Below are 26,486 nucleotides of genomic sequence, written 5' to 3'. Positions count from 1 at the left end.
TTCATATCTGCAAAGAGGAAATACCCCATGGGCTACAAACTCCCGAACGGCGGCACCTTCCAGCACGCCGCAACCTACGCAGCCGCGCTGCCGTTCGCTATTATCAGCAATGCCGCCGAGGCCGTGGCCACTGTTGTAGGCGGCACCATCGCTGCCGGCGATATCGTCCTACTCACCTCTGGCTGGAGCAAGCTGGACAGCAAAGTGGTGCGCGTGAAGGCTGCCACTGCGACGGCGATCACCCTGGAAGGCATCGACACCACCGACACGCAGGTTTTCCCAGCGGCAGGCGGTGCGGGCACCATGCGCAAGGTGCTGACCTGGGTGCAGATCCCGCAGATCTCCGACGTTGCGTTCTCTGGCGGCGAGCAGAACTACCTCGACGTGGTTTTCCTCGAGGATGACCAGGGCAAACAGATCCCCACCGACAAATCGGCGGCAAGCATGGTGCTGACCATCGCTGACGACCCGGCCCAGGCGTTCAACAGCGTTCTGCTGAAGGCTGACGCCGGCAAGCAGATTGAAGCAGCGCGTCTCAACCTGCCCGGCAATGACACGCTGCTGTACGGCACTTACACGTCGTTCTCCAAACAGCCAGCGGTGTCCCGTAACAACCTGCTGACCCGTACCGTCAGTTTGGCGTTGCAGGCTGAGCCGACCCGCTACCTGACTGCGGCGGTGTAACCCATGGCTAAGATCCGTATTGCGCAAAAGGCTATGTTCAGCGCGCCCGTGCTGATCCCGATCGTCGGCAGCGAACCCGAGAAGGTCGAGTTCACTTTCAAGTACCGGGATCGCACCGAGCTTGCCGCTCTGTTCGATGAATGGAACGAGGCGCGGAACAAGGCGCGGGCCGAGCTGGGCGACAAGCCTTCTTGGTCGGAAGTGGTCGCCGTGGACACCGAGCAGCAAACCCAGCAGATCAAGGACCTGGTAGTCGGCTGGGGCTTCGATGACGAATACAGCGACGACAACATCGTCGCATTCGTGAAGTCCTGCCAGGGTGCCGCCGAGGCGGTCGTTAAGGCCTACGAAGGCGCATACAGCCAGGCCCGCCTGGGAAACTGACTGACGCCGCCCGCGCGATGTACTCGCCGAGCGTGCCCGACACGATTATCGGTATGTTCGGCCTTGCCCCTGGCGACCTGGTTGAAGAAGTGGAGGTCTGGCCCTGCAACTGGCCGGCCTTCCTCCTGTTCAACAGGATGTCCACTCAGTGGCGGGCAGGCACCGGCGGCGCGATCGGTCTCGACTACAGCAGCATCCGCGACGTGGCCGGCTTCCTCGGCATCAAGAAAAAGAAACTCGCTGAAATCTTCCCTGACCTCCAGGTGTTGGAAGGCGAAGCCCTGCGCGTCATGGCGGAGGAAAGGGAAAACAGCCCGTAACCACGGGCATTTATTCAAGGTGAGTCGATGAACATTGCAGAACTCGGCGTCAAGATCGACTCGGCCGATGCGATCCAGGCCAAAACAAGCCTGGATGAGATGGCGAAGGCTGGCGGCCGGGCCGAGCAGTCCGCCGTCTCGCTGATGAACGAAATGGAGGCGCTGGAAAAGTCGCTGTCCACCAGTGCCAAAACTACCCAGGACCTGGCAAAGCAGCGTGATGCTCTCGCCAAGCTGACCAAAACCGGCGCCTATGGCGAGGCAGAAGCGGCGAAGATCTCCGCGCAGCTCGACAAGCAGCAGGTGGCCCTGGCCAAGTCCGCTCTGGATGAGCAAAAAGCTCTCAACAGCTTGTTGGGGGCAATTGACCCGGCCCGCGCGGCGCTGGCGAAACTCGACACTCAAGTCGAGCAATTGGGCAAGCACTTGGACGAAGGGCGCCTGAGTCAGGACGACTACAACAAAGCCCTGGGCAATATCGACAAGGACTACGCCAAGCTCGAAAAGACCACCACCGGCTTCGACAAGCTGCGCCTCGGAACCCGTCAGGCGCAGGAAAACGTTATGCAGCTCGGTAACGCCCTGTCGTCGGGTGACTGGGGTAGTGGCGTGCGCGCCGTTGCACAGTTGGGCGCCGGCGCAGGAGCGGGCGCTGCCGGGTTGCTCGCCATCCTGGGGCCGCTGGCACTTGCAACGGCTGCTGTTGGCGGCCTCGCATACGCCTACTACAAGGGCAGCGAGGAGCAGGACAGCTACAACAAGTCGCTGATCCTAACCGGCAACTACGCGGGGGTGAGTGCAGGCCAACTGGGCGATATGGCACGGCAGGTGAGCGCAACGGTCGGCACCACCGGCCAAGCCGCCGCCGTGCTGGCGCTGCTGGCTGACAACGGCAAGATCGCCGGCGACAGCTTCACGGGTATCACCCAGGCTGCTGTGTCGATGCAGGAAGCCACGGGCAAGGCTGTGAGCGAGACAGTTGCCGAGTTCTCCAAGCTGGCCGACGACCCGGTCAAGGCGTCCGCCGCGCTGAACGACCAGTACCACTACCTGACTGCCTCGGTTTACTCGCAGATTGCTGCACTGGAAGAGCAGGGCGACCACGCCGGCGCCGTGAAGATGGCCACCGAGTCTTACGCTGACGCGATCAACGAGCGCACCCCGAAGATTCTGGAGAGCTTGAGTTATTGGGAGAAGGGTTATAACGCTGTCGCCAAGGCGGCGGACTATCTAAAGAATGTTGGTCGCCCAGATATTGGTGCTGATATTGACTTGGCGCGCCAATATCTTGCAGACGCCCAGGCTGGCAATGTCGGAATCTTCCAAAACCAGAAGGAGATGGTTGAGCTCTATACCAATCACCTGAACATGCTGGAGGATCAGCGCGACGCAGAAGCTGATATCGCCAAGCAGGAAGGCGAGCGTGCTAAGGCGCAGCAGTCCGCCGTCACTTCGATGGCGAAGGTCGATGCACTGACCAAGTCATCACTGACAAACGAGCAAAAACGGACAGAAGCTCTCAAGGACTACAAGAAACAGCTCGAAGACATCCGCAAGGTCGACCCGAAGGATTCTCGCCTAGATCAGGCGGCGATCGACAAGAACATCTCCAACATCAACGACAAGTTCAAAGACCCCAAGGTCTCCAGCTCTCAGGTCGACCTGACCGGCTTCAACGACGCCAAGAACAACCTGGCGGCCATCGCCGCTGACTACAAAAACTACCAGAAGGAACTGGACGCAGCGCAGAAGGCCGGCCTGGTATCCGAGGCTGACTATCTGCTGCGCCGCCAGGCCCTGATCGGCAACGAGCGCGATCAGGTGACGGCAGCCTACGAGGCGGAAATCACCGCGCTGGAAGCCGCCAAGGGCAAGAAGACTACGTCGGCCGCGCAAAGCATTCAGCTTGACCAGAAGATCGCTGACGCGCGCGCAGGGATGGTCAAAGCGCAGAAGGATGCCGATAGCCAGCTTGAGGTGCTGGCGACCAACGAGTCCGGGCGGCTAGCCAAGCAGGAGCGCGCGATCAGCACCTACATTCAGGCGCTGGGGCAGCAGCAGCGAGCCTTGGAGCTGGCTGGCCAGCGCGCAGTCCTTGGCGTGGGCCAGGGTGATCGCCAAAACGCGCTCAGCGGGGAGCTGAACAGCCAGCAAGACCGGTTTGCTCAGCAGTCCCTGGAGTTGGCCAACCAGAAGTCCGACCCGTCGCGGAACATGTCGGAGGAGGAGTTCAAGCGTAAATCCCAGGCGCTCGTCGATGCGAATAAGGCGGCGACCGACCAAATCCGGCAGAACTACGCGGATGTGGAAGCCGCCCAGGGCGATTGGACGAAGGGCGCGACGGCAGCTTGGGACAATTACCTGGACTCGGCGCGAAACATCGCCGGCCAGACGAAAAGTCTGTTCGGCAACGCCTTCAGCTCAATGGAAGATTCGCTGGTCAACTTCGCCGTTACAGGCAAAGCGTCGTTCGCGGACTTCACCAAGTCGATTTTGGCGGACATGGCGCGCATTGCGACACGTCAGGCCAGTTCCGCTTTGCTGGGCAGCCTGGTGGGGGCTGCGGCGAGTTACTTCGGCGGCAGTGCCGCCGGCGGCAACGGGCTGGCCGCTGGATCTGCTGGCGCTACATCTTCCAACCTTGGCGCTTCAGCGGGGGGCTACTCGGGCAGCTACTTCCCGCAAGCCATGGGCGGCGCCTGGTCGGGCGGGGTGCAGATGTTCGCCGACGGCGGCGCGTTCACCAACTCCATCGTCAGCAAGCCAACCTCGTTCGGCATGGCGAACGGCAACATGGGTATCGCTGGTGAGGCCGGTCCAGAGGCGATCATGCCGCTGACCCGAACGTCCAGCGGCAAGCTCGGCGTTATGGCCATGGGCGGTGGCGGGGCCGGCGCAACACAGATCAATGTCGAGGTTCATATCGACGGAGACGGCAACGCATCGTCCTCCGCCGACGCGCCTGGCTACGACATGTTTGGCAAGGAGCTGGCGGCTTTTGTTGAGCAGAAGTATCAGCAGCTACGCAACAAGGATATGGGCCAGGGCGGCGTCATCAACAAAGCAATCAAGGGGCGCTGATGGCAATCGAACGATTCACCTGGGCAACGGAAAAGGGCGCGGAGGGTGATGTGACTCAGCGCGTCCGGACCAAGCAGTTCGGCGACGGGTACGAGCAGTCGGTCGAGGATGGTCTCAACAACCAGTCCCAATCCTGGCCGCTCACGTTCACCGGCGCCAAGGCTCGTGTTCTGGAAATCAAGGCCTTCCTCGATCGGCACAAGGGCGCCAAGGGCTTCCTGTGGGAACCCCCGCTGGGAGTGCTTGGCCTCTACAAGTGCAACGGCTACAAACCGGTTCACCGCGGCGGTCAGGTCTACGCCATCACCGCCACCTTCAAGCAAACCTTTCATCCCTGAGGCCTATCCATGGCACTGATCACGGACATCCAGAAGCTAGAGCCCGGTGGCGAGATTCGCCTGTTTGAAATTGACGGGACTGAGTACGGTGCGGATTACCTGCGCTTCCACGGGCACGCGATTCCGCACACACCTGAAGAGCTGCTGGCCTACGAGCATTCGGAAGAGGATCTGCCGGCGAAGTCGATCTGGTGGCAGGGCGAAGAGTACGCGGCCTGGCCGGTGCAGATTGAGGGGATTTCCTCGAGTAGCGACGGCACTGCCTCACGGCCGACATTCGCTGCCGGCAACGTCAACGGCCGCGTCACGGCGTTGTGCCTGGCCTTCGAGGACATGCTCAAGTTCAAGCTGACGGTTCGCGAGACCCTGGCCCAGTACCTGGACGCCGCCAACTTCCCCGACGGCAACCCGACTGCAGACCCGACGCAGGAAGCGCTGGAGATCTGGTACATCGACCAGAAAACCAGTGAGGACAGTGAGGCCGTGGTCTGGGAGCTGTCTTCCCCGGGTGAGATCGACAACCACGGACTGCCCGGCCGGCAGATGACGACGTTTTGTCACTGGAGCATGACAAACGGATATCGCGGGGCTGATTGCGGCTACACCGGCGCTGCCATGTTCGACGACGAGGACAACCCCACGGATGACCCTGCCAAGGATCAGTGCAAGGGCTGTCTGTCGTCGTGCAAGTTGCGCTTCGGGGAGAACGAAGAATTGGGATTTGGGGGATTTCCAGCAGTGAGCCTCGTGTCCAGATCATAGTAGAATTGCCTTGTGGCTATGGCATGCAACCCGAAAAGTCGACACCTAACCGACCTGCCACTCTTCTTCAGTTGGGTCTCACGCTTTAGGGGTGTGATTTGAAGATGAAATACCCAAAAGATTTGGTGGGCTTGCAGTTCGGCAGGCTCACGGTGATTAGCCAAGCGCCAAACTATAGACCCTACAGGGTCAGTCTTTGGAACTGCCAGTGCGTATGCGGCAATTCCCGAGTCGTCCAAAGATCTGCGCTCGTATGTGGCGTGCAGGTGTCTTGCGGCTGCTTTATGAGGATGCGCGTAAAGGAAACCCACACCAGCCACGGGCTACATAGGCACTCTGCCTACGGCACATGGAAAGCGATGATCGATCGCTGCTACAACCCCGATTCCAAAGATTTCAAAGATTATGGAGGTCGAGGCATTCAGGTGTGTGATGAGTGGCGAGACATTGCAGGTTTCGTCGCTGGGATGGGAGCGAAGGAGAAAGACCAGAGCATCGATCGGCTTGATGAGAATGGCGATTACGAGCCAGGAAACTGCCGATGGACTGATGCGCTCGGCCAGGGCGAGCATAAGCGGAACAATGCGATTGTCGCGCGCCTTGGTAGCCAGAAGCATATCGCCGGTGTTTGGCGCGAGGCGGGCATAAAAGAATCTACGTTCTATAACCGCCTCAATGCTGGGATGACTCCTGACGAAGCTGCTTCCTTGCCTGTACGCAAGCACAACGCTACAGCGGTGATCGATGGTGAGGAGCGCACACTTGTAGAGTGGGCAAAAATTGCTGGGGTCGATTCCGCCACCATGCGCAATAGAGTGAAGGCCGGGATTGTAGGTAGAGCATTACTTGCCCCACCGCGATCCAGAAAAATATCTGCTTAACCCAAGGGCGCTACGGCGCCCTTTTTAGTGGGCACGAATAATGCGCAAACACATCATTGCGGCGATCCAGGCGCACGCGGCAGCGGAGTATCCCCGCGAGTGTTGCGGGCTGTTGTTGGCCATAGGGCGCGCGCAGAAGTACTTCCCGTGCCGGAACATCGCCACGGAGCCGAACGAAGAGTTTCGGCTTGATCCCGAGGATTACGCTGCGGCAGAAGATTTGGGCGAGGTGATCGGGATCGTTCACTCGCATCCGGACGCCACCAGCAGACCATCACCGCATGACCTGGCCATGTGCGAGGCCACAGAGCTGCCCTGGCACATTCTGAGTTGGCCCGAAGGTGACCTCAGGTCGATCACGCCAACGGGCAGCACGCCGCTGCTCAATCGCCCATTTGTTCATGGGGTTTGGGACTGTTGGGGTATTTGTGCCGAGTGGTACAAGCGCGAATGGGGTCTGGAATTCGAAGCCTTCCAGCGCGCCGATGGCTGGTGGGAGAGCGCAGAGAACGCAAGTCTGTACGAGGCGAACTATGAGGCCGCCGGCTTTGTACGCGTCGACCGGCCGCAGCGGGGCGATTTGATCGTTATGCAGGTCGGGCGCACGGCTCACCCTAATCATGCGGGGATCTACCTAGGCACTGACCCAGCGCTACCAGGGGAAGAGTTGGGCACCTTCGGCCCAGGCCCTTTCCTGCTGCACCACCTGTACGGCAGGCCGTCCGAGATCATAGTTTTTGGCGGACCGTGGCATGACCGAACGCGCCTGATTCTCAGGCATCAAGATGGAAAACAACCAACATGAAGCGGCAGGGCCGCAGGAGAGAATTATGAACCAGCCCTTTGAGGTCACTGCTGACGGGCAGGTGCGCATTGTCGGAGCTGTAATTCGCGACAATGCGCAGGTGGGGGTTAGCGGGGTCTAGCTCCCACGCCGTTCTTGATTGCTTGTTCAACATTGCTCAGGTCACCACCTACGGCATCCAGAGGAAGAACATAGGCGGCCTTATCCGCGCCGTCTTGAACTGCGTTCTTGAAAAAATTGACGTACTTTTGCAACTCGGCCGCATCGTAGTCCGGACGGGAGCGCAGATACAAAGATACAGCGCCTAAAGCTGCGACTACGCCAGCCTCAAATGATGAAACAGGGGTTTTGCTCACATTGACCTCCAGGTCATAAACGCGCCGATATTGGCGCAACCCCAGTCCTTGGGCTTGCAGGCGAAGGACTGGGTAATCCTTCTATTCATTTCTCACTGCCCACCCGGCAGAAGGAGGGCTGTATGCAGCCAAGCCGGCGCTACATGCTGACCATTCACGACCTCTTCGCCATTACCGACGGCGTTCTCTGCGGTGCTGAAGCCGAGATCGCCATTCTGGATGGCGGTGTCGAGATTGATCGCATGAAATTCTCCGGCAAGTGCCAGAGCAAGGATGGCTATCGCCGTGCTTACAAAGGGAAGCCCGGGCTGACAGCGCAACTTGTCTCTGGGCCTGGTCGGATTAGCTTCCAGGCGTCCTCTGCCCCGGTACTCATTCCGGCGGTGTAAGCCCTCCGATAAAGTCATCTGAGCCGAGCTTGTGGGAGCCATATTCAACGATGTACCCATCATTCAATTGTGCCGCTTGAGCCTCGGCTACTGTCTTGCTGGGGTAGACGTCGACGAGATGCCAAGGGCCAGGACGGTCCTTTAAGACTGCCCAGCCCAATACCCAGCCTTTATTGTCTGGATCTGCTGGGAGGTTCTTTGTAAGACTTCTGATCGACATGACCATTCCTTGGCTGGGTGAAGGCAAAAGGCTACTACTGCAAGCCCAGACCCAGTTACTGTTGTTCCATCCACGCTGGATGCCTGGACAGGAAGCGAACGGAAGAATGCGGCGCTAAGGCAACACACCAGGACGTAGCGCTGTGGACAAATCAGGAGAGCGGTTCGAGCATTCCTTAATGCTGAACCGCTGCTTCAGCGAGTGAAGATTCGGCCTCGTAAAAATTTTCTTCTGCCCTCTTGAAATTTTTTTCGACCAACATAAATTTTTATCACGCGACGCCGAATGAGGGTCGCGCACTTAATCACTTGGATTTAATCAGGAGATTTTGAGATGGCTACTACCCTTTCGCTGGCCCCTTTGTTCCGCCAATCTGTTGGCTTCGATCGCTTCAATGACCTGTTTGAGTCGGCGCTTCGCAGCGAGACTCCGAATACCTATCCGCCTCACAATGTGGAAAAGCACGGTGATGACGAATATAGAATTGTCATCGCAGTAGCTGGGCTCACAGAAGCGGATCTGGATATCCAGGTCGAGAAGGGTGTTTTGACTGTCGTAGGTGACAAGCGCGAAACTGAAAATGAAGTCACCTATCTGCATCAGGGTATCGCGCAACGAGCATTTCGGTTGTCGTTCCGACTGGCAGATCACATTGAAGTACGCGGTGCTTCGATGAACAACGGGCTGTTGAGTATCGACTTACTGCGCGTGGTGCCTGAGGAAGCCAAGCCGAAGAAAATTGCTATCGGTAGCGAAGGTACTTCCGAGCTGCGTCAGGTTAGCTTGCAGTAACTTGGCGGTATCAAAAAAGGCGCTCTTAGTAGCGCCTTTTTTGTTTTTTTGTACTCGGATTTAAGGCTTAGCCTCATGTGCAGAACGTGCGACCTTCTGGAGCCGTTTCCTTGATGCTACAGTCCCGCCAAACCAAAGAGGGAACGACATGCGCATGGCGTGGAATTTGACCCCGGACGGGTTGACACATGGATAGGCTTGATCGCTTAAACGATCTGCTGCGCGAGCATGATTGTGTTATGTCGATCAACATCAAATTCGACGATTTCAAATACGATTTGGTTTTGGTGCTTTCTGCCAATGGGTCAGATTTGGATGCGGTGACACTGACTTTTCATGATGTCAGCGCTCTTGATTTGAGCGGGTTTGGTGGTGGGCTGACCCAGTTCATGCATCTTGAAGCCGCTCGTGTAGATAACGGGCTCGACAGAATTCGCTATGAAATGAGAGATGTGAATGACGAGAAGATATCGTTCAAATTCTTTACTTTCGGCGGATCAATTTTTTAGGAGCAAGCATGCGGATTTTGATAGCGGCGGTAGCGGTTTAGGAGCTTCAAGATGGGATTCGCAACGACGCTCTGGGAATGGTATGGGCAGGGGGAGTTCAAGCGGGTACTCGCCGTTTGTGAAGTATTTCCTGCTCTGGAATTCTTGGCGATGAGTGCAGATGAGCAGCGAGAAGCTATTCCTGACTGCCCTGCATGCGAAGCCTGGTCCATGACAATGTTGCCGTTGAACGAGACCTTGGCGGCCTGTGGTAATGCCATGCCAAGCGAAGTAGAGCGCGGCCTCCAAAACCTCTGGCAACTATGTAATGGCCTGTCTGAAGACGCTTTCCATTGTGGCGACCGGTTGATATTCGATCATCAAGATTGGACGTCTATTCGTGAGTCCGCTACAGACCTGCTCCGGCTGATGGAGCGTCTGGAGATGACCCCTTATCTAAATGAACTGACGGTTGATTGCCATAACGAGGTAAATGGGTACGTTGCTGCAAAGCCCGAACGTTCTTAACATCCACGAAAAAAAGAGCCGAGCCAAGCCCTGCGCTGGGCTTTTTGCATCTGGCAGTAAATATCGGTACTACTGAAAACTCAATCGAACATGATATCGTTTTGCCTCTAACAGCGGAGGTAGTAGATGAAGGTCAAAAATTGGACGGGCTGGGAGCCGGAGTGGCTCAAACTGACCGAGCACTATCTGGATGCCCCGGCCGTACCAGGTGCGTATCTAATCTGCGCCGATAGAGCTATCCACCGCGCCGTAGGCGTCGATGATAATGGCGTCCTGACTATTGGCGAGTCGGATAATTTGAGGCGCCGCCTCGCTGCGTTTGTTCGATGCGCCAAAAATCCTGGAGCCGCTGGGCATATGGCCGGCTGGCGCTTCAATTACGCGGCTTTCGAGAAGGTTTTTCCATTGGAAACTCTCTGGGTTAGCTGGCATCCGACTGTTGATAAAGCCACAGCTTACGCAAAGGAAGGAGAGATGCTTGCACTCTACTTGGCCTAGCACTATGAGCTGCCTCCCCTGAACTACAAGTTCAACTGGCCCAAGCTTGAAGGCTAACAGCGCTGGCTGCTCGGGTGGCGCCGCGCTACAGTCGCTCCTTTCAGGGCAAGGAAGAATCATGCGGATTTTGATAGCGGCGGTAGCGGTGGCGATGCTGGCGGGTTGCACAACACCTGGCGACCTCAAAGGCGGAAAGGCAACCATTAGCGCCTCGTCGAGTAAGGCGCCGAAACAATATGCCCTCTGCGTCATGCCCAAATGGCAGGATGCTCGCTCAGGAGCCACGATGGCCGAAACCTCGACTGGTTATAGGCTCATCGTTGCTACGGACTCGACGGCCGAGGAGCTTCTTGAGGTTAATCAATCCTCAAATGGCAGCAGCATCGCGCTTTATCAGCGATTGTCCTGGGCGCCCGGTTACGGTCGATCAGCCATTGAAAAGGCAGTTCGCGACTGCCTGTAACGAACAACTACATCAAGCCGCCTTCGGGCGGCTTTTTCACGTCCGGAGAAAACTATGGCAGCGCTCGCAATCGAATACCAGCCACTCACCACCATCCTGCTTTTCGGTCAGCTACGCCAGTTCGGTCGCTCCTTTAAACTTTCGGTCAGAACGACCGCCGAGGCGATCAAGGCCCTCTGCGTGCAGGTTCCTGGCTTCGAGCGGTTCTTGTCGAATGCGAAGTCTCGAGGGATTGAGTTCGCGGTGTTCAGGGGGAAAAAGAATATTGGAGAGGGCGAGCTCGCTTTTGGCGGAGAAGGCGACATCCGCATTGCGCCGGTAATTACTGGTAGCAAACGGGCTGGGATTCTCCAGACAATCGTTGGTGTAGTGCTACTCGCTATTTCTTATGTTTTCCCGGTTACCGCACCATATTTGGCTCCCGCCGGCATCGGTCTGGTCGCTGGCGGCGTGATCCAAATGCTCAGCCCCCAGGCCGGCGGCCTCAAGACCAGCGCCGCGCCAGAGAACACCCCCGGCTATGCCTTCGGCAGCGCCAAGAACACCACTGCATCCGGTAACCCGGTACCGCTTTGTATAGGCGAGCGCCGGTGGGGTGGCGCAATTATCAGCGCCGCCATCTACGCCGAAGACCAGATGTAGCAGAAACCCGCAGCACCGCAGCCGCCCAAGAGGCGGTTTTTTATTGCCTGGAGGAAAGCATGGGCGCAGCACGCAAGATTGATATCCACGGCGCCAAGGGCGGCGAAGAGAAAGCAAAAACGCCAACGGAAGCCCCGGATAGCCTGCGCTCTGTTGCCATCGCCAAGATGCTGATTGCCATCGGAGAGGGTGAGTTCGAAGGCACTCCCACAGCGCGCGACATCTATCTCGACAACACCCCGCTGCAAGATCCTCAGGGCAACATGAACTTCCCTAACGTGAAGTGGGAGTGGCGCACCGGGGCTGTGGACCAGACCTATATCCAGGGCATCCCCTCGATCGAGAACGAAACCACCATCAGTACCGAGGTGCGCAGCGGCACACCATGGGTTCGGGCAATCAGTAACACCCAGCTTTCGGCTGTGCGCGTGCGTTTTGCCTGGCCGGCGCTCCAGTCTGTGGATGCCAGCAGCAATATCAATGGCTACCGGATTGAGTACAAAGTCGAACTGGCTACGGACGGCGGTGCTTATCAGCAGGTGCTGAGTGAGGCTGTCGACGGCAAGACCACCAGCACTTACGAGCGCACCCGCCGCATCGATTTGCCGAAGGCAACATCCGGCTGGCTTATGCGAATCACCCGACTGACCATCAACCAGAACAACAACAAAATCTCGGACACGATGCAGATTGCGGGCTTCACCGAGGTGATCGACGCCAAGATCCGCTATCCGAACACCGCGCTGCTCTACATCGAATTTTCGGCCGAGCAGTTCCGCAGCATTCCGGCGGTAACCGTCGGCTGCAAGGCTCGCAAATGGCAGGTCCCAAGCAACTACGACCCCGTGTCGCGGACATACAGTGGTATCTGGGACGGAACGCTCAAAGAGGCCTACACCAACAATCCGACGTGGGCTACTTACGGCATCACCACGGCCGACCGCTTCGGCCTGGGCCGGCGCATCAAACCGTGGATGGTGGACAAGTGGGAGCTCTACCGCATCTCGCAGTATTGCGACCAACTGGTGCCGGACGGGAAGGGCGGCCAGGAGCCGCGCTTCATCTGCAACCTGAACCTGCAGAGCAAGGCTGACGCCTGGTCGCTGCTGCGCGACATATCGGCGATCTACCGGGGCATGACCTACTGGGCCCAGGGCCAGGTCTTCACCCTGTCGGATATGCCTCGGGCCACTGACTTCGACTTCGCCTACACCCGGGCGAACGTCATCGACGGTAAGTTCACCTACTCCAGCGCATCGGAGCGCACCCGGTACAGCCGCGCGCTGATCAGCTACGACAACCCGGCGAACAACTACGACACCGACGTCACTGCAGTTACGGATGCCAAGTTGCAGCGCCGTTACGGCGACAATCCTCTGGAGATCAGCGCCATCGGTTGCACCCGCGAGTCGGAGGCGCAGCGCCGCGGAAAGTGGGCGTTGCTGACCAACTCCAAGGATAGGGCCGTCACATTCAAGGTGGGCCTGGACGGCCGTATTCCTTTGCCTGGCTACGTGATCCCGATCGCCGACGAACTCCTGGCCGGTCGGCCGGTGGGTGGGCGCATCTCTGCGGTGAATGGCAAGGTCATCACGCTGGACCGCGACACCCAGGCAAAGCCCGGGGATCGATTGATCCTCAACCTGCCCGACGGCAAGTGCGAGGGGCGCACCGTGCAACTGGTTAGCGGCCAGCAGGTCACCGTTACCGTGGTCTACTCAGTGGCGCCTGAGTGTGAACTGGTATGGGCGCTGGATGCCGACGACCTGGCAATCCCGTTGTACAGGGTGGTAAGCGTGGCCCGGCCGGAGCCTGGCGTGTTCGAGATCTCGGCCGTGCAGTATGACCCGAGCAAGTTCGCGCACATCGACACCGGCGCGCGCCTGGAAGAACGCCCAATCAGCGTCGTGCCGATCACCGTCGTTCCGGCGCCGGCAAGCGTCACACTGACGTCGAGCTACGCCGTGAACCAGGGCATCGCCATCAGCACCATGAACATCTCGTGGCCCGCTGTGAACGGCGCGGTTGCCTATGACGTGGAGTGGCGCAAGGACAGCGGCAACTGGATCAAGGTGCAGCGGACTGGTTCGACCAGCGTCGACGTCACTGGCATTTACTCGGGCGCCTACGTGTCCCGGGTTCGGTCAGTGAGCGCCTTCGAGATTTCCTCGATCTGGAAGAGCTCCAACCTGACCAATCTGGAAGGGAAGGTTGGCCTGCCGCCGGCGGTGGCGTTCCTGACCACTACCAGCGAACTGTTCGGCATCGGCATCAAGTGGGGCTTTCCTGCTGGCGCCGAAGACACCCAGCGCACCGAGCTGTGGTATGGCCCGGCCAATGACTTGTCGGTGGCTACCAAGCTGGCCGATCTCGCGTACCCGCAGGCGGATTACAGCATGCAGGCCCTCAAGGCCGGCGCGCAGCTCTTCTTCTGGGCACGCCTGGTGGATCGCACCGGCAACATCGGCCCGTTCTTTCCAGTCGGCAACGGCGTGATGGGGATGGCCAGTGCCGACGCGGCGCCGGTGCTGGAGTTGATCGCTGGGCAGATCGGCCGGACCGAGCTCGGTCAGGACATCAACGACGAGATCGACAAGATCCCAGGCCTGCAGGCGCAGATTGATGCGCTTGATGGGCTATCTGCCTACGATCCTGAGCAAACCTACCTCGAGGGCGACCTGGTGGTGGTTGGCAAGCGGATCTACCAGGCCGCGCAGTTGGTGCCGGTCGATACCTCGCCGCCGAACGCCGATTATTGGGTGGACGTGGGCCAGGTTCTGGTTACGGCCAACGGCCTGGCGCGCCAGGTGGAGATCAACACCACCAGCATCACCGAACTGGACGGCGTGGTCACGGCAAATGCCTCGAGCCTTCAGGCTTTGCAGTCGGCTTATCGTGACGACACCGGGGAGGGTGATCTGGCCGATGCGCTCCAGGGCTACAACGCCTCGGCGAGTTTCGCGCAGGAAGTGAAGACGCGCGCTTCGCAGAACGCGGCCATGGTGCAGCGGCAGACCGAGCTTACCGCAGAGGTGGGCGAAGTCAGCGGATCGGTGAGCGAACTCGAAAGCGTGGTGGTTACCGACCGAGAGGCAGCTTCTCAGGCTATCCAGCAGGTCAGGGTGGAAATCGGCGAGACCTCGGCCGCCGTTCAGGTCGTGAGCCAGGCCCAGGCCGACACCGACGGCAAGTTCACCACGATGTACTCGGTGAAGATGCAGGTGAACGCCGACGGGCAATTGGTTGCAGCCGGCTTTGGCCTGGGTATCGAGCAGGACGAAGAAGGGGTACTTCAAAGCCAGTTCCTGGTGAGCGCTGATCGTTTCGCCATTGTCAGTACGCTGGCGGGCGGTCAGGTGTTCACGCCGTTCACGGTGGATAACGGGCAGGTCTTCATGCGCTCGGCGTTCATCCAGGAAGGCAGCATCACCATGCTTCAGATTGGTCAGGCTTTGCAGTCTGACAACTACGTCGCTGGCGTGCAGGGCTGGCGGCTTGATAAGGCCGGGAACCTGGAGTTCAACGGCCCAGCGCCTGGTGGCGGCCGCCTGACGATGACGAATCGCGCCATCAAGGTCTACGACGAAAACAATGTGAAGAGGGTCCAGCTTGGAGATCTGACGGCATGAACTTTGGAATGAGGATATGGGGAGAGGATGGTGCTCTCCAGCTAGATGAAAGTTCTTTTACAGTCAGGGTTGTACATTCATCCCTTATTACAAAAAATCCACCAAACATATCAGGGGCAAGGAATGTTTTTATCGCAATTCCAGAAGTCACCCCTAGCACCCATAGCGCAATATGTATGCCGGTCGGATCATACCCAAAAGACCCGAACGCTCAGAACTCATACGCCGCCCAATTTGAGCCGCAGATTGTAAGTGGAGGTGTATATGTCTGGTTTTCAAACAGGTCTCAACCAGAATCAACCATGGCCCTGGGGACGCAAAGGTTAATTGTAATGAGGTATCGTTAAGTGTCATACGGATTAGAGTTTAAGAATAACGATGATGTTGTAACCCTGGACTCTGAATTCTCTAGGCTGGTTGTTTTGCAGTCTGGTAGGTACTCGGGCGGGGCCGCATTCTCTCCAGCGATAACCTCAACAGAACCCCCGCTTGTATTTGTAAGGCCTGATAGTTCAGTGACGTTTCAGTACGTAACAATTAGCGGTTCTCCGGGTAACTGGACGGGGTTTAGCTATATAGGTGGCGGGGCTGGAAACTATTTTTGCGCAGCTTTCAAATCAAGGGAGGTTGCCACTTATGGCTTAAGATTGTGGAGTGGTTCGTCCAATCTGCTTTTTGACAGTGGAACACCTTGTGCTCAGTTTACTAGGACTATAACGAACTGGACTTATTTGGGCTCGACCTCGACAGGGCAGGTCGGTGTAATGAAGTCAAGCTGGACGGCGGCATCCCCTCTAAATACTGGTGATTACATGCTAATAAATAATATTGGCATGGATGTGTCAGGGGCGTCCACTCGGTTTGCAAATCTCTATTGCACCTGGGACTATTCTGCCAACAGGATAGTTCCATTTGTAACAGGTGTTGCAAACTCAATTTATTTTTATATCCCCATAACATTTGCAAAACCAATATCTTAGGAGCGTCTAATGACCTGGTATAAAACTGGGACTGTTAGTGTCACGTCTGGAAGCAATGCCGTGATCGGCACCGGCACGTCGTTCATCGCGAACTCGCGCGTTGGCGATGCCTTTCGTGGGCCCGATGGCGAATGGTACGAGGTGACCAACATTGCGAGCGATACAGCGTTGTCGATCGCTCCCAATTACCAGGGCGCCACCGTGGCGGCCGGGGTTTACTCGCTTGCGCCAATGCAGGGCTACGTCAAAGATTCGGCTGACGCGTTGCGAGCTGCCACTCAAGTGATTGCCAGCGGCGTTGCCGACATGCGGGAGCAAGTGGCTGCCGCGACCGAAGCGGCAACGTCTGCAGGACAGTCCAAGACAGTTGCCACTGAGCAGGCGGGCATCGCAACTGCTGCCGCTGAGGCTTCCACGGACAACAAGGATGCTGCGCAGCTGGCGGCTCAGCAAAGCCAGGCGTCGGCTCAGGCATCTGGCGCTGCGGCCGTCCGATCAGAATCGGCCCGAGATTCGGTTGTTCAATCTGAGCAAGCGGCAGCGGCATCGGCAGCAGCAGCATCGGAGTCTGCCGAGCAGGCGGAAGCTGTCACGGCGGGCAAGGCTGCAAGCGGTGATAACAACGATATCAATTCACTTCACGCGCTCACAGCGGATGGCTTTGACAGGTTGCGGCAAGGAATTGCCCAAATGGTCGGTGCAACTGCGAGTGTTGCGGGCGTCAAAGGGCTAGTGCCGGTTGCATCTGTTTCAGACCGGCTGAAGGTTTTGAGCGGCGCCGGAATTTGGGTTGCCCTGCCGAAGGGTGGGACGTGGGGGGAAATCGCCGGAACGCTTTCTGCTCAGACGGATTTACAGGCTGCGCTAGATGCTAAGACATCCAAATCCGATCCAAGGCTGCCATCTGCTTATGTAACATTCAGCGGAAGCGCTGGCACACCAAACGTTAGGGGAGCGTTTAATGTAAGTAGTGTTGTTCGAAACTCAATTGGTGATTACACCATCAATTTCTCAAATCCAATGAGTAGCGCGTCGAACTACACATTCCTTGCGTCAGTTTCACAATCAAATTTCGATCCTGGTGTTTCCATTATTAATATGTCGTCGACCAGCCTAAGGATCTCAACGATCAAATGGCAAGACTATCAAAACGTAGTGTTGTTCGACTTTCCCACTGTCTGTGTCACCGTACTTGGAGGTTAATATGATGAAATTTATTTTGCTGGAAGGTGGTGCAGTTGGAGCCATAGCCGCTGGCGTGGATATTGATATCGAGGCCGTGCGATTGGGAGGAATAGTCATTGATGCCGAAGACTACGTCGAGCCCCCTTACGTGCCGAGCAAGGAAGAGCTAATCGCTACGGAAACGCAATGGCGAAATTCTGAGATGCCCAAGGTTCAGCAGACGGTAACCGCCATCGAGTACGGCGAAGAAGGTATTCAAGGTACTGCTCAGCAGTGGCAACTTTACTGGCGTGAGCTGCGGAAGTGGACCGAGTCTAACCCAGACTTCCCTTCCGCGAGCAAACGCCCAGTCCAGCCAGCTTGATCAAGCGTCGGCAGTGATAATGGCAGCTGACGCTTTATTGTTTTTTTTGTAAGTGAATTTCCTGCCAAGTGCAGTAAATCGTCGTTCAACACTCATGTGCAGTAAGTAGCAAATAGAAAATAAAGGCAGTATTATTAGAGCGTCTTTTGTGAGCCCTGTGGCACCTAATGCCGATACTGGTATCGCGATATATTCCCATAGCCAGTTGTGGAAAAGATAGACGGAAAAGGTCAGATTAGAGAAAACCCCAACAGTGCGGTTGTACTTGAATTCGCTTCTGTATAGTAAGGATATTCCAAATATAATTGTTGCAATTATCGCAAAGTTGCTGTCTTTCCAGAATGGGTGAGTCTCAGCAGTTTTTACTAAGAAAAGCACTAATAGGGCTGAGGAAGCAGAAATACAGATGGTGATGTTTGCCAGACGTTGTTCTGCCAAATAAAACATTGAACCTATGAGAAGGAACAGAGTGTAAGCATTGACATAGCCAAAATTCCAGCTTCCTCGGGCTGGCAGCAAGGGCATAACAAACAGAATCGCAGCCAGTACTGTGTAAACAACAGGCATGACTTTAGGCCTGTCTAGCGCCCCGGTCTTTTTTATCAAAGCCATGAAAACATAAAACAACACTTCTATTCTTAGTGTCCATTCGACATTTGCTAAGCCTGTTGGAGTCTGAAAGAAATCTCCGATCAGAAGCAGTCTCGGAATCATGGTTGAGGCCGATGGGATTTTCGTGCCGTTTATTGCGTACCCAAGCACAACCTCTAAAATAACGGCCAAGATGTATAGTGGATATATTCTGAATGCGCGCTTTATTAGGAATTCCGAAGGCGATTCTTTTTGTAATACGTGAGTTATTATGTATCCTGATGTAAGGAAAAATACCACAACACCTGCACCGCCACCAACACACAACGCATGCAGAGCCTCGCACAGATATCTTAAAGTAATGTGATTTTTGTCGTCTGAAATAACAGCGTTAAGGCTGTCTATTAACTTATGACCTACTAGTACACTGGCAAATGCGAATATTCGCATGTAGTCTAGAAATACTATACGTCCCTGAATGCCTGATGACATTTTTATATCCGTTCAAAGTTAGATTTTTGCGCTTTCGTTAATTTTGACACATTGCAACAGATTTGACACACATTGAATCGTGTACCACCGCTGAGCGATCGCAATTCCTATGGCGGAGCTCATTCCTAATGGCTACTTAGCCCGCCACGAGCGGGTATTTTTTTGCCTGGAGAAATGTAATGCCACGACTTTCCGAATCCCTCGCCGGCGGCCGTAACGCTTTGGCATTCATGGACATGCTCGCCTGGTCCGAGGGCACCAGCACATCTCCGGCCACGGCCATGGATGGTTACGACGTGATCGTCACCGGCGCCGATCGTAAGCCCGAGGTCTTCAAGGACTTCACAGATCACCCGTTCGCCAAGGGTCGCGCGTCGAAGGTCATCAACAGCAAGGGGCTGACATCCAATGCTTCCGGCCGCTATCAGCAGATGCTGAAGGACTGGCCGCACTACAAGGCGCAGCTCAAGCTGCCGGACTTCAGCCCGATCAGCCAAGACCTTCTGGCGCTGCAGCACATTCGCGAGTGCCGGGCTTTGCCCGACGTGGTGGCCGGGCGGATCGAAACGGCTATCGCGAAGTGCCGGAACATCTGGGCCAGCCTGCCCGGCGCGGGATACGGGCAGCGCGAACACCGCCTGGATGATCTGCTGAAGCAGTACCGGCTGGCGGGCGGGGTGATGTCGTGAGTCCGTTGGCGGCGAAGGTTGGCGCTGCCCTGGTGCTGGCATTGCTGCTGGTAGTGCTGGGAGCTGCGGGTGGTGTGTGGCTGGCCGCCGGGCATTACCGGCCGTTGCTCTATACCGCGAACACCGACCTGGCAAACGCCAAGTCCGCCCGCGACAACCTGGAGGCGCTGGCGGGTGAGCAGGGCAGGAAGCTTGGCGAGTTGGTGCAGGCCGGCGAGCTGCGGGAGCGAGAAGCCGCCCTGGCGCAGGCCCAGGCCAAGGAAGAGGCCCGGCCAGACTACGCCGCAGCCAATCGACTGCTGCAGGAGCGAACCGGCGGAGATCCGGCCCAGGCCGCGGCATCGATCATTGATCAGGAGTTGGGGTTATGAGGTTGCTGCTGATGGGGTTGGTGGTGTTGCTGGCGGGGTGCGCGACTCAAGAGCCAGAGGTGCGCACTGTGCGAGTTGAGATTCCGGTGTTAGTTCCGTGCAAAACGCAGGAGGTGGCGGTGCCGCCTTGGGCAGCCGCCAGCCTGAAGAAAACTGACCCACTGGAGGTGAAGGTGCGGACGCTGCTGGCTGAGCGCCGGCAGCGAATCGGGTACGAGCGGGAGTTGGTGGCAGCGGTGACGGGCTGTCAGTAACAATTTACCCACTTGTTCTGAAATGGTCTAGATCAGGGCTGCAAGGCATGGCATTGTTCATCGTCATGCGGATTAAAAAACGAATAGGGAAGTAGCATGCAAGCCGTCACTGTGAGAACAAAAGCTGAACTTGAATCTGCCAAGAACGCTGGGTGTGTACAGATCATTGTAGAGGGTAGCCTCGCTGACAATCTCAAAAGATCCAAGAAGGTAGCCACGGCGGGGGCTATCACTATCGCACTGCTGGGCACAGCACTTGCGGCCATTCCTTTTACTGGAGGCCTCTCGATGGCCGCTGCTGCACCAGTAGCCGTTCTGACGGGTTTTGAAATCGCAGCCATCATCGCAGCTGCATCTTTGGGGCTGGGCCTCATTATTGCTTTGTTCAAGGACTATGAGGAAATCTCTTGCGAGCCCGGAAAGTTGGTGCTGAAAAAGAAGCAGGCATGAGCAATTTTATTCCAGGTCCTCCGTATTTCTTTCGGTGCAAGAAATGTGAACATCGATTCAGTCGAACGGTGAAGCTAGGGCTTATTTGCCCAAGGTGCAGATCCTTCAGAGTTGAAAAGGATTGGGCTGTACAGAAATAAGCGCCGCGATAACCAGATGCTGAAGTAGTCCGCGCCCAACTTGACCAGGCGTATGTCAGGACGATCGCGCCTGATTCCGCTCCATCAGTAACCGCTGGTTCTCCCTGAACAGGTGGTCACGCTGTTCGACCACGGCCATCAGACCATTTATGCGACGGCCCATTTCTGAGGTTTCTTGATTGAGCCTGCCCGCGTCAGCAAGGGCCTTTTTAAGCGCTGTCTCGGCAATGGCTTTGCCGGTGGCAAGCTCGTCGTTCATTTGCACCAGGCCTCGGATGTTGTCCCGGGCCTTGCGCAGTTGTAGATGAAGCGCGGCGATCTCGTCTTCGAGCAACGCCGCGTGATGTTTGTACATTTCCAGGGGCGATGGTAGGTCAAGCCACTCGCAGGTTTCTTCATCGATGTGCATGGTGGGTAAATCCAAATACTGTATGCGCATACAGTAATCGAGGTTTGATCGTTGCGCGATGTGATGCGACGAGCTGTAGCGGATTTTGGTTTTGTGTTCGGTCGGCAGGACGCCGGGGGAGGGGGCCGAAAAGGCTCAGTGACTTTACGAGTGACTTTGTAAAATACGGTTGCGCACTGTTGGGCATCGTTGCAGCGAGCGCCAGGCGCGAAGCCTTGTAGTTAGCGGGCTCTAGAGGTGTCCGCTTGCATGGGGTGCTAGGGGTCGAGTGTTCGAATCACTCCGTCCCGACCATATTTTTCAATGACTTAGGCCAATGTTCACAGCATTGGCCTTTTTCGTGTGCGTGACTTTTGCGTGACTTCTCTATTTTTCACGCCTGCTTCCTCTTCAAAATTGTCAGGACCGGTCCTCGCGAATCGGTTGCTGATACCATGTTCGCAGCTTCAATCAGATGCCCGACCGAAGCGCCGCTTCCACACAGGGCGCCCCCCTTCGTTGCCTTGCGCTAGATCAAGTCACGTTCCTGTTTTCACACTCTAATGGTGCCTGTGCAGAGGCACCCACTGATGTTTGAAAACGGAGCAACTCAAGATGAGGCTTTTTCATCACGCCAAGGCTGGCGATGTCGGCGATGGCAAGGTCGGCCTATTCGGCCTGACCGCACTCATTGTCGGCAGTGCAATCGGTTCGGGGATTTTCGCTCTGCCGGCCACTCTGACAGGCGGCGCAGGAACACTGGGCATTCTGTGTGGCTGGGGCATTGTTGTGTTTGGCATGCTTTCGTTGGTGTCGGTGTACCGCAACCTGACGCTGCGCCAACCGGACATCGACGATGGCATCTACGGTTGGTCCAAGGCTGGCTTCGGTCACATCGGCGGTTTTATCGCGGCTTACGGGCATGGCGCCGGGGATGCCATCGGTAACGCCTCTTATCTGGTGGTGATTTTCAGCGCGCTGGGGGCGTTCGGGGTATTTTCCTTCTTTGGTGAAGGCACCACCTGGACCGCTATCTTTGCCGCCTCGGCGTTGTTATGGGGCGTTAATCTGTTGGTGCTACGGGGGGTCAAGACCAGTACCACGTTGAACAGCATCGCCACCGTCGCCAAGGTGGTGCCCATCGTGCTGTTTATTGGCTTTGCCCTCTATCACTTCGACAGCCGGGTGTTCATGGAGGATTTCCGTGGCGAACGCCATGCCACCTCGATCTTCGATCAAAGCAAGACGGTATTGTTGGCCGCCATGTGGACGCTGATCGGGCTGGAGTCGGGAACTATTTACGCCACGCGGGCGCGCAAACTGTCGGATGTGGCCAAAGCCTCGACATTGGGGGCAATTATTGTCTCGCTGCTGTTAGTGGGCACCTCGGTATTGGCGCTTGGCATCATGCCGGCCGCGCAAATAACCACCTTGCACCAGCCGTCCATGGCGGGGTTGATGGCCTCGATGGTCGGCCCGTGGGGGGGATTGCTGATTAACCTGTGCCTGATCGTCTCGGTCGTCGGGGCGTTAATTGCCTGGGTGGCCCTGAGCGCCGAAGAGGTGATGCTCGCAGGACGCGGCAAGAGTGCCACTCAATGGCTGGGCCGACTCAACAAAAACGGTGCGCCGCGCAATGCCATGTGGCTGACCACGGGCATCGCCCAAGCGATGATCCTGGTGGCGGGCTTCAGTAACGCCGGTTACCTGGCGCTGCTGTCGTTCTCTACCTCGTTGGCGCTGTTTCCGTATTTGCTCTCGTCAATGTACTCGTTCAAGTGCGGCCTTAATGGGCGAGGCTACGAGCCTGAAAAGGCGCCCGGGCGTTACTGGGAAATGGCCTTGGCAGGCTTTGCGGTGTGCTTTGTGTTGTTCATGCTTTACGGCGCTGGCTTGAAGTACGTGTTATTGGCGGCCGTGGTGTGGATGGTCGGTCTACCGCTGTTTATCCTTGGCAAGCGGGAGCAGCGGCAAAAACTCAGCGCCGTGGAATGGGTCGTGTGTCTGGGGGTGGTAGCGATGGCGTGTGCGGGGCTGCTGGGCTTGTTCTCGGGCTACTTGAGTCTGTAGTTTCGATTACGCAGGCTCGATTTCCCCGATGTGACCAGCGGTAAGACCTACCCGGCAGTACCGATGGTCGCGGTGGGTGCTCGTTGGGCCGGTAATGGCGTCCGCGCCGAACGCTGGCCGGCACAGACGTCTAGGCGGGTCACCCTTCAATCCGTGCGCCGCAACAGCGAGGAGCTAGCCCGCACCTGTAACTGTGGCGCCAGGATGATCGACTCGGCAGGTTCGCCCAGAATGCGCTTGTGCAGCAACTGCACCGCATGCAGGCCCATCTGCGCCAGCGGGAGGCGCACACTGGTCAGCGGCACGAAAAGTTCTTTGGCCAGTGGGGTGTCGTTGAAACCGACCACTGCAATGTCCTTGCCCGGCGCCAATCCCTTATCACGCGCCGCGCCCATCAGGCCGATGGCAAGGAAGTCGTTGACCGCGAAAAACGCCTGCGGGGCAGGGTTGAGTCCCAACAGATACTCGCCTTGCTTGTGCCCGGTGAGGCTGTCAAAAGGGCCATTGAGGGTCCACTCCGGGCGCAGTGTTATGCCTTGCTCGCGGTAATAGCGGATGAACCCACGGGTCCGATCTGCCCCGGTGGACGCATGCCGTTCACCCGCCAGTATCGCCACATCGCGGCAGCCCTGTTGGTACAGGTGTTCGGCCGCCAACCAGCCGCCCATTTCGTCGTCGCTGCCCGCCGTCAGGTGCCCGCAAATCTGGCGGCTGACGAGTACGTAGGGCATGTGTTTGCGTTGAAGCAAGTCAAGCAGTGGCTGGGTTTCACCCACGTGAGAGTCACCGACGATCAGCCCTGCCACCGAGCGGCGCAAAGCGTGCTCGGCACGTGCCATTTGGCGTGCCTGCTGGTCGTCGGTGTTGGCGACGAATGTGAGATAGCCCGCTTGCTCGGCCGCGCTGTCGATGCTGTCGTAAATGGTCGCCATCACCAGGTCGGTGAGGCGCGGCATGAGCACGCAGATCTCCTGGCTTTTACGCAATTTCAGGTTGGATGCCTGCGTGTTCGGCCGATAATCCAGCTCTTTGGCCAACGCACGAATACGCGCCACGACCTCCGTCGAAGCCGCTCGCTCGACCCCGGCCGGGTCGCCATTGAGCACCCGCGACACCGTAGAGACGTGTACCCCTAGAGCCGTCGCCATGGACTTCAGTGTGGCGGGGCGAGATTGATTCGGCATGTCTGAGAGGCTTCCAAGCATCTATTTCCAGCGCGCGATTCTATCTCAATCGATGCGCCAGCCCGCGAAATAAATCTTTACCCAAACGATTGACTAACACTTTTCCACTCTCTACATTTTGCCAACCCAAACGTTTGGGTAAGACAATAAAAAAAAGCCGGACGCGGCCGATTTTTTGACTTCTGCCATCATTTGAAGAGTCAGATTCTATGAACAGTCCCGCTATCCCACGTTTCCGCTACCAGATTTTCTTCCTGATCATGCTGATGGCATTGCTCAACTACATCGACCGTGGCGCGATTTCTTATGCCTCGGCGAGCATCCTTCCGGAGTACGGCTTCGACAAGGCTGACTGGGGCAATGTGCTGGGGTTCTTCGGCTACGGCTACATTCTCGGGGCGTTGATCGGCGGCATTCTGGCTGACCGCTTTGGCGCCAAGCGCATCTGGCTGATCGCCGGGGCCACCTGGTCGATCTTTGAGATCGCCACCGCGTTTGCAGGCGACTTTGGGCTCGCGTTCATGGGTGGCTCGGCCATGGCCGGTTTCGCCACCATTCGCGTTTTGTTTGGCTTTGCCGAAGGCCCGGCGTATTCGGTGATCAACAAGAGCGTCGCTAACTGGGCGACGCCCAAGGAGCGAGGCTTCGTGGTTTCGGTCGGCCTGCTGAGCACACCGCTCGGTGCGCTGCTCACGGCACCGGTGGCGGTGGGCCTGCAAACCCTGACCGGCGACTGGCGCAGCATGTTCGTGGTGCTCGGCGTGGTCAGCCTGGCGCTGCTGGTTTTCTTTATGACACGCCTCACCAACACCCCTGATGAGAACCCTCGGATGTCCAAGGCCGAGCTCGACTTCCTGCGTCAGGAGCGTGCCACGGCAGCCCATGCCTCGCCCCCTGACACAAGCGTCACGCCGGTGTGGCATTTCTTCAAGAACAAGGACCTGCTGCTCAACGCTGTCGGTTACTTCTCGTTCGTGTATGTGACCTTCCTGCTGCTGACCTGGACCCCCAAGTACCTGCAGGACGAGTTTCACTACAACCTCTCGTCGCTGTGGTACATGGGCATGATCCCCTGGACCGGCGCCTGCTTCACCGTGTTGCTGGGCGGCAAGATCTCCGACTGGCTACTACGCCGCACCGGCAACCTGAAGGTGGCGCGCAGTTGGCTGGCCGCGACCTGCCTGCTGTTGACCACGCTGTGCTTCATCTTGGTCTCGCAGGCCGAGACGGTGTGGGGTGTGATTGCCCTGATGACCGTGGCCAACGCCCTCAATGCGCTACCGAACTCTGTTTACTGGGCCGTGGTGATCGATACCGCGCCGTCGAACCGCGTGGGCGCCTACAGCGGCATGACGCATTTCATTGCCAACACCGCCTCGTTCATCGCACCGATGCTGACCGGCTACTTGACCGTTCGCTACGGCTACTCGTCGATGTTCGTCGCGGCGGCGGTGGCCACTGCGCTGGGCATGGGCGCGATGTTGATGGTGCGCCCTGGCAGTCGGCACGTTGCCCCGTCCCCTTTACCCGCCGTGGTTTGATGGAGCTGTTTGTATGAACCTGATGAAGCCTACCCATGCTGGCTATTTTTTTGCTCAATCGGTCACTGATTTGGCTCAGCGCCTTCGTGCGGGCAGCCTGACCAGTGTCGAACTGACGCAGGCGGCGCTTGATAGCATCAAGCGGCTGAATCCGATCTTGAACGCCTTCGTGTGCGTCGATGCAAGCGTGGCGCTGGCGCAGGCGAGCAAGGCTGATGAACTGTTCGAACAGGGCCTGGACCTGGGGCCGTTGCAGGGTATTCCAGTGGCGGTCAAAGACAACATCGATACGTTCGACTATGTCACCACCTACGGTTCGGCGCATTTTGCAGGTTTCAAACCCGAGCACGATGCTGTGTGCGTGAAGCGTTTGCGCGAGGCGGGTGCGGTGATCGTGGGCAAGACCCTGACGCATGAATTCGCCTATGGGCCGACGGGCGACCGCTCGCTGCAGGGCGCCGCGCGCAACCCTTGGAACGCCAACTGCATCACTGGTGGGTCGAGTGCCGGCAGCGCCGCCGCAGTCG

At 57.5% G+C, this 26,486-nt stretch carries 30 protein-coding genes; 25 read left to right on the top strand and 5 right to left on the bottom strand.

Translation table 11 applies throughout. The features are described from left to right. Positions 1 to 27 precede the first annotated feature (27 nt). The 8 genes from L9Z73_RS00415 to L9Z73_RS00380 all read left to right on the top strand — a co-directional run bounded on the left by L9Z73_RS00415 (position 28) and on the right by L9Z73_RS00380 (position 7,255). Complete coding sequence (locus L9Z73_RS00415) at positions 28 to 684, top strand: phage tail protein (RefSeq protein WP_247395583.1); 657 nt, start codon at positions 28 to 30, stop codon at positions 682 to 684. Positions 685 to 687: 3 nt separating this feature from the next. Continuing rightward, the gene (locus tag L9Z73_RS00410; RefSeq protein ID WP_247395582.1) at positions 688 to 1,068 is read left to right on the top strand and encodes a phage tail assembly chaperone; all 381 of its coding nucleotides are present in this window, start codon (positions 688 to 690) and stop codon (positions 1,066 to 1,068) included. A gap of 17 nt (positions 1,069 to 1,085) precedes the next feature. Further along, entirely contained in the window at positions 1,086 to 1,388 is a 303-nt protein-coding gene (locus L9Z73_RS00405; RefSeq protein ID WP_247395581.1) for a DUF1799 domain-containing protein, read from the top strand. Between the two features lie 27 nt (positions 1,389 to 1,415). Continuing rightward, complete coding sequence (locus L9Z73_RS00400; RefSeq protein WP_247395580.1) at positions 1,416 to 4,469, top strand: phage tail tape measure protein; 3,054 nt, start codon at positions 1,416 to 1,418, stop codon at positions 4,467 to 4,469. Next, on the top strand, positions 4,469 to 4,807 hold the full coding sequence (locus tag L9Z73_RS00395; protein ID WP_177032908.1) for a phage tail protein: 339 nt from the start codon (positions 4,469 to 4,471) through the stop codon (positions 4,805 to 4,807). The genes L9Z73_RS00400 and L9Z73_RS00395 overlap by 1 nt, the downstream gene beginning before the upstream one ends. Positions 4,808 to 4,816: 9 nt before the next feature. After that, complete coding sequence (locus L9Z73_RS00390) at positions 4,817 to 5,569, top strand: phage minor tail protein L (protein WP_247395578.1); 753 nt, start codon at positions 4,817 to 4,819, stop codon at positions 5,567 to 5,569. Positions 5,570 to 5,928: 359 nt separating this feature from the next. Then, the gene (locus L9Z73_RS00385) at positions 5,929 to 6,450 is read left to right on the top strand and encodes a hypothetical protein (RefSeq protein WP_247395577.1); all 522 of its coding nucleotides are present in this window, start codon (positions 5,929 to 5,931) and stop codon (positions 6,448 to 6,450) included. 40 nt (positions 6,451 to 6,490) lie between these two features. After that, entirely contained in the window at positions 6,491 to 7,255 is a 765-nt protein-coding gene (locus tag L9Z73_RS00380; protein WP_247395576.1) for a C40 family peptidase, read from the top strand. A 107-nt stretch (positions 7,256 to 7,362) separates the two neighbouring features. On the opposite strand, the gene L9Z73_RS00375 is transcribed toward L9Z73_RS00380, so the two are convergent. Then, complete coding sequence (locus L9Z73_RS00375; RefSeq protein ID WP_247395575.1) at positions 7,363 to 7,611, bottom strand: hypothetical protein; 249 nt, start codon at positions 7,609 to 7,611, stop codon at positions 7,363 to 7,365. 122 nt (positions 7,612 to 7,733) lie between these two features. On the opposite strand from L9Z73_RS00375, the gene L9Z73_RS00370 reads away from it, so the two are divergent. Beyond that, complete coding sequence (locus L9Z73_RS00370) at positions 7,734 to 8,000, top strand: hypothetical protein (protein ID WP_247395574.1); 267 nt, start codon at positions 7,734 to 7,736, stop codon at positions 7,998 to 8,000. Here the strand turns inward: L9Z73_RS00370 and L9Z73_RS00365 are convergent. Next, on the bottom strand, positions 7,984 to 8,220 hold the full coding sequence (locus L9Z73_RS00365; protein ID WP_247395573.1) for a hypothetical protein: 237 nt from the start codon (positions 8,218 to 8,220) through the stop codon (positions 7,984 to 7,986). The two genes, L9Z73_RS00370 and L9Z73_RS00365, sit on opposite strands and share 17 nt — an antisense overlap. Before the next feature lie 333 nt (positions 8,221 to 8,553). Between L9Z73_RS00365 and L9Z73_RS00360 the strand changes: the two genes are divergently transcribed. The 9 genes from L9Z73_RS00360 to L9Z73_RS00320 all read left to right on the top strand — a co-directional run bounded on the left by L9Z73_RS00360 (position 8,554) and on the right by L9Z73_RS00320 (position 17,789). Then, positions 8,554 to 9,012: an Hsp20 family protein gene (locus L9Z73_RS00360; protein ID WP_247395572.1), complete on the top strand. Its 459-nt coding sequence runs from the start codon at positions 8,554 to 8,556 to the stop codon at positions 9,010 to 9,012. Between the two features lie 188 nt (positions 9,013 to 9,200). Next, positions 9,201 to 9,521 carry a hypothetical protein gene (locus L9Z73_RS00355; RefSeq protein WP_247395571.1) on the top strand — a complete coding sequence of 107 codons (321 nt, stop codon included), beginning with the start codon at positions 9,201 to 9,203 and terminating at the stop codon, positions 9,519 to 9,521. A 51-nt stretch (positions 9,522 to 9,572) separates the two neighbouring features. Beyond that, positions 9,573 to 10,028 carry a hypothetical protein gene (locus L9Z73_RS00350; RefSeq protein ID WP_247395570.1) on the top strand — a complete coding sequence of 152 codons (456 nt, stop codon included), beginning with the start codon at positions 9,573 to 9,575 and terminating at the stop codon, positions 10,026 to 10,028. A gap of 126 nt (positions 10,029 to 10,154) precedes the next feature. Further along, on the top strand, positions 10,155 to 10,526 hold the full coding sequence (locus L9Z73_RS00345; protein WP_247395568.1) for a GIY-YIG nuclease family protein: 372 nt from the start codon (positions 10,155 to 10,157) through the stop codon (positions 10,524 to 10,526). Positions 10,527 to 10,644: 118 nt separating this feature from the next. Next, the gene (locus tag L9Z73_RS00340) at positions 10,645 to 10,989 is read left to right on the top strand and encodes a lipoprotein (protein ID WP_104902946.1); all 345 of its coding nucleotides are present in this window, start codon (positions 10,645 to 10,647) and stop codon (positions 10,987 to 10,989) included. Between the two features lie 54 nt (positions 10,990 to 11,043). Next, entirely contained in the window at positions 11,044 to 11,631 is a 588-nt protein-coding gene (locus L9Z73_RS00335; RefSeq protein WP_247395566.1) for a tail assembly protein, read from the top strand. Positions 11,632 to 11,690: 59 nt separating this feature from the next. Then, positions 11,691 to 15,260, top strand: a complete 3,570-nt coding sequence (locus L9Z73_RS00330; protein WP_247395564.1) for a host specificity protein J — start codon at positions 11,691 to 11,693, stop codon at positions 15,258 to 15,260. 989 nt (positions 15,261 to 16,249) lie between these two features. Next, positions 16,250 to 17,443 (top strand): hypothetical protein, encoded by a 1,194-nt coding sequence (locus tag L9Z73_RS00325; protein ID WP_247395562.1) that lies wholly within the window; start codon positions 16,250 to 16,252, stop codon positions 17,441 to 17,443. A gap of 1 nt (position 17,444) precedes the next feature. Then, positions 17,445 to 17,789 (top strand): hypothetical protein, encoded by a 345-nt coding sequence (locus tag L9Z73_RS00320; protein ID WP_247395560.1) that lies wholly within the window; start codon positions 17,445 to 17,447, stop codon positions 17,787 to 17,789. Here L9Z73_RS00320 and L9Z73_RS00315 read toward each other — a convergent pair whose 3' ends face one another. Continuing rightward, positions 17,790 to 18,872 (bottom strand): acyltransferase family protein, encoded by a 1,083-nt coding sequence (locus L9Z73_RS00315; RefSeq protein WP_247395557.1) that lies wholly within the window; start codon positions 18,870 to 18,872, stop codon positions 17,790 to 17,792. Between the two features lie 179 nt (positions 18,873 to 19,051). Between L9Z73_RS00315 and L9Z73_RS00310 the strand changes: the two genes are divergently transcribed. From L9Z73_RS00310 to L9Z73_RS00295, 4 genes are all read left to right on the top strand, one after another. After that, entirely contained in the window at positions 19,052 to 19,561 is a 510-nt protein-coding gene (locus L9Z73_RS00310; protein WP_247395555.1) for a glycoside hydrolase family 24 protein, read from the top strand. After that, the gene (locus tag L9Z73_RS00305) at positions 19,558 to 19,932 is read left to right on the top strand and encodes a hypothetical protein (protein WP_247395552.1); all 375 of its coding nucleotides are present in this window, start codon (positions 19,558 to 19,560) and stop codon (positions 19,930 to 19,932) included. The genes L9Z73_RS00310 and L9Z73_RS00305 overlap by 4 nt, the downstream gene beginning before the upstream one ends. Beyond that, entirely contained in the window at positions 19,929 to 20,186 is a 258-nt protein-coding gene (locus tag L9Z73_RS00300; RefSeq protein WP_247395550.1) for a hypothetical protein, read from the top strand. The genes L9Z73_RS00305 and L9Z73_RS00300 overlap by 4 nt, the downstream gene beginning before the upstream one ends. Before the next feature lie 96 nt (positions 20,187 to 20,282). Continuing rightward, positions 20,283 to 20,636: a hypothetical protein gene (locus L9Z73_RS00295; protein ID WP_247395548.1), complete on the top strand. Its 354-nt coding sequence runs from the start codon at positions 20,283 to 20,285 to the stop codon at positions 20,634 to 20,636. 195 nt (positions 20,637 to 20,831) lie between these two features. Here L9Z73_RS00295 and L9Z73_RS00290 read toward each other — a convergent pair whose 3' ends face one another. Further along, positions 20,832 to 21,185, bottom strand: a complete 354-nt coding sequence (locus L9Z73_RS00290; RefSeq protein ID WP_247395546.1) for a hypothetical protein — start codon at positions 21,183 to 21,185, stop codon at positions 20,832 to 20,834. A 594-nt stretch (positions 21,186 to 21,779) separates the two neighbouring features. Here L9Z73_RS00290 and L9Z73_RS00285 point away from each other — a divergent pair. Then, complete coding sequence (locus L9Z73_RS00285; protein WP_247395544.1) at positions 21,780 to 23,234, top strand: amino acid permease; 1,455 nt, start codon at positions 21,780 to 21,782, stop codon at positions 23,232 to 23,234. Between the two features lie 146 nt (positions 23,235 to 23,380). On the opposite strand, the gene L9Z73_RS00280 is transcribed toward L9Z73_RS00285, so the two are convergent. Next, positions 23,381 to 24,418: a LacI family DNA-binding transcriptional regulator gene (locus tag L9Z73_RS00280; RefSeq protein ID WP_247395541.1), complete on the bottom strand. Its 1,038-nt coding sequence runs from the start codon at positions 24,416 to 24,418 to the stop codon at positions 23,381 to 23,383. Between the two features lie 209 nt (positions 24,419 to 24,627). Here L9Z73_RS00280 and L9Z73_RS00275 point away from each other — a divergent pair, with 209 nt between their 5' ends. Beyond that, positions 24,628 to 25,959, top strand: coding sequence for an MFS transporter (locus L9Z73_RS00275; protein WP_247395539.1), 1,332 nt, complete (start codon positions 24,628 to 24,630; stop codon positions 25,957 to 25,959). Positions 25,960 to 25,972: 13 nt separating this feature from the next. Beyond that, the coding region (locus L9Z73_RS00270; RefSeq protein ID WP_247395538.1) for an amidase at positions 25,973 to 26,486 on the top strand (514 nt) is incomplete at its 3' end.

Source organism: Pseudomonas emilianonis (genome assembly GCF_023072625.1).
Classification (GTDB): domain Bacteria; phylum Pseudomonadota; class Gammaproteobacteria; order Pseudomonadales; family Pseudomonadaceae; genus Aquipseudomonas; species Aquipseudomonas paraveronii.
Note: the sequence above shows the minus strand (reverse complement) of the source record. Positions and strands in the feature narration are given on the sequence as shown.